Annotated in this window: 5 protein-coding genes; 4 read left to right on the top strand and 1 reads right to left on the bottom strand. The window is 65.7% G+C overall.

Translation table 11 applies throughout. The features are described from left to right. Positions 1–246: 246 nt before the first annotated feature. From ACESM1_RS30050 to ACESM1_RS30035, 4 genes are all read left to right on the top strand, one after another. Positions 247–1,332, top strand: a complete 1,086-nt coding sequence (locus ACESM1_RS30050; RefSeq protein ID WP_372625039.1) for a fatty acid desaturase family protein — start codon at positions 247–249, stop codon at positions 1,330–1,332. 488 nt (positions 1,333–1,820) lie between these two features. Next, complete coding sequence (locus ACESM1_RS30045) at positions 1,821–3,425, top strand: hypothetical protein (RefSeq protein WP_372625037.1); 1,605 nt, start codon at positions 1,821–1,823, stop codon at positions 3,423–3,425. Continuing rightward, entirely contained in the window at positions 3,322–3,816 is a 495-nt protein-coding gene (locus ACESM1_RS30040; RefSeq protein ID WP_372625035.1) for a hypothetical protein, read from the top strand. Before ACESM1_RS30045 ends, ACESM1_RS30040 begins: the two co-directional genes overlap by 104 nt. A 157-nt stretch (positions 3,817–3,973) precedes the next feature. Next, positions 3,974–4,627, top strand: a complete 654-nt coding sequence (locus ACESM1_RS30035) for a hypothetical protein (RefSeq protein WP_372625034.1) — start codon at positions 3,974–3,976, stop codon at positions 4,625–4,627. 22 nt (positions 4,628–4,649) lie between these two features. Here ACESM1_RS30035 and ACESM1_RS30030 read toward each other — a convergent pair whose 3' ends face one another. Further along, complete coding sequence (locus ACESM1_RS30030; RefSeq protein ID WP_372625033.1) at positions 4,650–5,327, bottom strand: hypothetical protein; 678 nt, start codon at positions 5,325–5,327, stop codon at positions 4,650–4,652. Positions 5,328–5,561: the final 234 nt, after the last annotated feature.

The following is a 5,561-nucleotide window of genomic DNA, read 5'->3' as shown; positions in this document are numbered from 1 at the left end:
GCCGCGGTCCGAGCGCGAGGGCAAGGACCGCGCCCCGCCCACCGGCTCCATCCTTCGAGAACCAACACAGACTGTCCGATCAAGTCTCAGCTATCGCACTTTCAAGATTTCTCAAGCGGTGTCCGGCGGCGGTCCAGCCGCCGCATTGTCGCGTTCACTGTGATCCCATGAAGCATGATGGAAACGAGCACGGTGAAACCCACCACCGCCCATAGCGCTTCCGCGCCCCAGAGACCTGCACTGCTGATGGCAGAACGCACGACGCGGGCGCCGCCAGCTGGCAGCTTCCGCGGCGACAGGGATCTCCGCGAAGTCGTGCTCGCTTTCCAGCGCGCGGCGCCGGGTATTGCGCTGTTCCAGATCGGCACGACCATCGTCCCGCTAGTGCTTGCGATCGCCGCGATGCATGCTGGCCTCGCCCTCGGCTGGTGGTGGGTCGTGCCGCTGCTGGCCCTACCCGCCGCTGGTCTGACCGTGCGCACCTTCATCATCCAGCATGACTGCGGGCACGGCTCCTTCCTGCCCTCGCGCCGCGCCAACGACGTGATCGGGCGGCTCTGCGGCCTGCTCACCCTCACGCCATACGCGCATTGGCGGCGGCAGCACGCCCAGCACCACGGGACCTGGAACGACCTCGACCGCCGCGAAGGCCGCGGCGGCGACATCTACTCCACCTGCCTGACCGTCGCGGAGTATCGCGCGCTGCGCCCCTGGCCAAGGCGGTGGCATCGCGTCATGCGGCATCCGGTCGTAGCGCTCATCCTCCTCCCGCCCGTGATCTTCCTGATTCTCTACCGCTTCCCCTTCGACACGCCGACCGCATGGCAGGGCGAGCGCCGCAGCGTGCAGCTGACCAATCTCGCGCTGCTGTCGCTGCATGGAGGGATTGGCCTGGCGCTCGGCTTCGGTCCGACCGCCCTGGTGCTGCTTGCCGTGATGGTCCCCGCGAGCATCGTCGGCGTCTGGCTCTTCTCCCTCCAGCACCACTTCGAGGGCGCACACTGGGCACGCCACGACACTTGGGACCCGGTCGCCGCCGCCATCGGCGGCAGTTCCTTCCTGCGGCTGCCGCGCGTGCTGCAATGGCTCACCGGCAGCATCGGCTTCCACCACGTCCACCACCTGGCGCCGCGCATCCCGAACTATCGGCTCGAGGCCTGTCACAACGCCCACCCGGCCTTCGGGACCGCGCGCGTGCTCGGGATCCGGGAGGGGCTGCGGGCGTCGCGCTATGCGCTCTGGGACGAGGCGGAGGGTCGCATGGTGACGTTCGCCGACACTGATCGCCGCGCCGCCGCAGGCGCGGCGGCTGACGGCCCTTCCCTCCACTAGGTGCCCATCGCTGCGCCGTTGGCCGGCTACCGCGGGGTCGGCAAGTGGAGACTGTTTGCGCCCAGTCGCACTCCCTCCGCCAGTTGCCCTGCGAAGCGTGGTCTCCGCCGTTACCCGCCGCGCCGTGAGGCGCAGGTTTCCTGCGGGTTCGGCCCCTGACCTGTTGACCGGCAAGAGCCGGGAATGGCCCAGATCGGGTCTCTGGAGCCCGGTTCTCTCCGAAGCTGGTGACCTGCCGGATTCGGTACGGAACTCAAAAACCCAGGTCAAAGGCCGCTTTCAGCGCGGTCGGTACTTGCTCTGGTTCGCATCCCACTTGCCTTAAATCCGTACTTCGCCAGAAAATCAGGATACGTTGCGCGTGGCGGCCATAGAGACTGCGCAGATGCTTTTTCTGCTCTGCCTCCCCCCTCCATCTCGAGCTGTTGACCGTGCACCAACGGGCTGCTACGCGCGCAAAACGTGCAACACTTGTCATGGACCCAACAATGGATTCCGTTGAGCGCCTGACAAGTGCTGAAGCCGGGCTGCCTGAAACTCTTGAATACATCGGTGAATTCGGCAGTGAGCTCATCGTTTTCCTGCCTTTCGTGACGTGGCTTTCGCAACAGGGGCTGCTGCGCCGGCACCGCGTCACTTCCTATTCCGGCATGCGGTCGTTCTACGCGCATCTCGACTGCCGGGAGTATGTCGAGAAGAGCGAGCCCCGACGCTATGTGAAGCCTGCGGCGCGGCCGGCCTGGCTTCCAATCAAGGACGAGGACAGTTTCGACGGCACGCGCGCGCGCTGCGAGCGCCACGTCTATCCCGATCTGCGCGCCCGCTTCGCGCAAGTGGATTTGCATGCCGTTTCGCTGCGGAGCGGCAAGCCGCTGCTCATCGTGCACAACAAATATAACAACGAGTGGGCCTTCAAGCGGCCGATCAACCACCTCAACTGCGACATCCTCGCGGAGATCTTCACGCGGCTGCAGAACAACTACACCATCGTCTACATCCGCCACGGCATGCGGCCTGTGGACGCCTCCTACAGCCACGATCACAACATCACGAGGAAAGGGCTGGGCGACGCGCAGCTCCTGGCCCACTTCCCTGGCATCCTGACTTTCGAGCAGGTGTTCGAGGAACATGTCGCGGCGGGCGGCGCGCGCGATGTGAACCAGTTCAAGAACGCGCTTTACGCGCGCTGCTTCCACTTCATCAGCGCGCAGGGCGGCGGCACCTACCAATGCGCCTATTTCTCCGGTGCGCTGCTGCTGATCCTGCACCGGACCGGCATCGAGCACCGCTGGCCCTACCACGGCTATTTCCGCTGGCTGGCCACGCCGCCGGTCCGGCTGGCCATCGCCACCTCGGATGCGGAGCTGCGTGAAGGGCTCGCGCTGTTCCAAGCCACCGCCATCGCCGGCGGGGTGGCGCTCCTGCCGTCCGCCGCCGCGCCGGTGGCGGCTGCGCTGGACCCTGCGCGCCACGGCCTCGTGAGCATGCCGCCTTGGAAGGTGGTCCAGGACCAGCCGCATCTGCTGTCGGATGCGGCGGGTGAGGGGCTTCCAGCGCCCGCCCTGGGGCGCGCGGCCACCCCGCCGAAGCCCGCCCCGGAAGCGCCCGCCCCGGCGCCCACGGCCAGCTTCTCGCTGCACCTGGGCGTCCACAAAACCGCCACCACCTATCTGCAGGGCCGGCTGGCCAACAGCGCGGCCTACCTGGCCAGCCGGAAGGTCAGCTTCGAGCCGCTGGAACCCTTCCGCGACACCTTCACCACGCCGCTGTGGAGCACCCCTCCGGAAGACCCCCAAGGCGCGGTCGCCGGCGGAGCTGAAGGCGGTGTTCCAGGGATTCCTCGACCGCTCGCCCGGGCATTTCGTGGCCTCGGACGAGAACCTGCTCGGCTCCTGCAACCTAAGTGGCCGCATCTACGGCGACGCGCCCGCGCGGCTGCGCCTGCTCGCCGCCTGCCTGCCGGGCGCGCCGCGCAGCGTCGTCCTCACCGTGCGGGACTATGCGGGCTGGATCCCGTCCTACTACACCGAGTCCATCCGCTGGCAGCCCTATGTCGGATTCCAGGCGTATCGGAGCCGGCTGCAGCTCGATGACGGGCTCTGGGTGCGCGTCGTCGGCGCGCTGGTCGAGGCGTTCGGCGCCGGCACCGTGAAGGTCCTGCGCTTCGAACAGCTCTCCTCCCGTCTGCCCGAGCTTCTGGGGCAGCTATGCCAGACGCCCATCGGGGTGGACCAGCTCGCGGAATACGAGGAGCGGCGCGAGGGCCTCTCGGCCAAGGCAATCGAGGCGCTGGACAAGATCGCGGCCTTGTCCGAGCCGCGCATCGCAAGTTTGGCGGTGGATGCCGTGATGCAGCGCTTCCCGCGCTCGGCCGAACATCCGGCTTTCTCCCCGTGGTCCGAGGCGGAGGCCCGGCAGATGCGCGAACTCTATGAGCGGCACCTGGAGGAGATCGGCCGACGCCACCCGGGCGTTCTCCTTTGACCTGGTCAGTAGTGGAAGTTGCGTTCCACACCACCGAGCGAAGGTGCTTTACTTGTCTCGGATAGCCGCACCTGCGGGCCAGCAAGACGTCTCTATACATGTGGAGAAGTAGGGATATGGTAGAAAAAAAAGCCCGGAGGTATCGAAGGCAGTTCAGTTGACAGCAGAATTGCGCAAGAAAAAGCCCGGCGATAGAATTGGCGACGTCGGCCATCGTGCCTTTGTCGGAGGCACTGACCTCGAGACCTGGTACGGCATCGGGAAGCTCCAGTACCACTTCCTCGTCGCGAACGGCCTTGAGCCGCAGCACCGTTTCCTGGATATCGCCTGTGGTGCCCTCCGACTCGGTCAATACCTGATCCCTTACCTCCAGCATAGCTATTATTTCGGTCTGGATGCACATGAAGAGTTGGTCAGGTCCGGTCTATCGGGTGAGTTTTTCGCAAATATTGTTGATAAAAAACAGCCAATTTTTGCATTCAACAGTGATTTTGATTTCAGTTTTATAGAAAAATTTGATGTGGCCATAGCGCAGTCTCTGTTCACGCACCTCACGCGCGAAGATATACGTCTTTGCTTTCGCAACCTTCGGCCGCACGCGCACGCGCAGAGCCGATTCTGGTTTACCTTCTTCGAAGGAGATGAAGCGAAAAACCCCGCTGGCCCGTCCGACGCGAATCTGGGGTGGTACTATGCCTACAAGGACCTGGCGGCAGATGCGGCGGGCTGTGGCTGGACGACGCGACTCATCGGCGATTGGCAGCATCCACGCCGGCAGAGCATAGTGCTCGCGCTGCCCGCCCAGGCGTGATCAACGGCACGGGGAACGACGATCATAAGCTTCCACCGCAGCTGCGCCGAATCTCTTGGAGAGCGTGACGCCGCGTGTTTGTGGCGCGGATGGCGGTCGGCCAACCCCGAGCGCGACAGCGTCGTGCAGGCCGCGCTGCAGGACATGCCGCTTTCCAGTTCGGTCGGCGAGCCTGCTTTCCCGTCCCGACCTGGCTCACGCCGCGCAGCGCAGGCGATGGGGTTGGGCTGCAAAGCAGGCCAACCGCAGCCGCCCGCACCATGCGCAGCGCAGCGAGCATGGCGAGGATGGCGAGCACTGTACCTTCGCCGCAGCGAGCACCGTGGCATCGTCCACCCAGGTCGACGTGCCCGCCGCGGCCACCCTCACCACGGAGGCGACAGCCGGGGCGCCATAGCCAGCTCGTTACGAGATGCGCGTGGCAACTGCTTTGACACGCACCATCTGCGTCTGCACCCTCCATCAACCCCGGCAGCGTCATCCCCTCCCGCTGCCGCCCGTCCAGGATGGCCTCGACGATGTCCGGAGCCAGCAGCGTCAGCCGCAGCACGCGCGAGACATCGGACGAGTTGATCTTCTCCGCCGCGGCCAGTTCGTTGATGGTGGAGAAGCGCCCGGACTCCAGTATCCGCCGCCACCGGAACGCGCGCGCCACTGCCTTGATGAGCGTGATTTCCTGCCGGCACTCCAGCGCCAGCACGCCTCGCGTGACCATCGCCTTCCGCGCAGCCGAACCGCGGCGCCGTCCGCGCGGACGTCGACCCGGTTCACACGGAGCCGCACGATGTGCGCCTGCTCGGTGGGGAATCGCTCGTCCCACAGAGGCTCGATCCGCTCTAGAGCGGTTTCCGAGCTGAATGAATCGAAGGGGATTCCCCGGCGCGGGGCGGATCTGATTCAAGCTGTCTGTCGGCGAGGAGGCCGACAGGCATGT

This window comes from Falsiroseomonas sp. (assembly GCF_041690465.1).
Classification (GTDB): domain Bacteria; phylum Pseudomonadota; class Alphaproteobacteria; order Acetobacterales; family Acetobacteraceae; genus Falsiroseomonas.
Note: the sequence above shows the minus strand (reverse complement) of the source record. Positions and strands in the feature narration are given on the sequence as shown.

Bases quoted from the DNA above. Each gene is read 5' to 3' on its own strand.
- ACESM1_RS30045 (WP_372625037.1), top strand. From the start codon at position 1,821: ATGGATTCCGTTGAGCGCCTGACAAGTGCTGAAGCCGGGCTGCCTGAA.
- ACESM1_RS30050 (WP_372625039.1), top strand. From the start codon at position 247: ATGGCAGAACGCACGACGCGGGCGCCGCCAGCTGGCAGCTTCCGCGGC.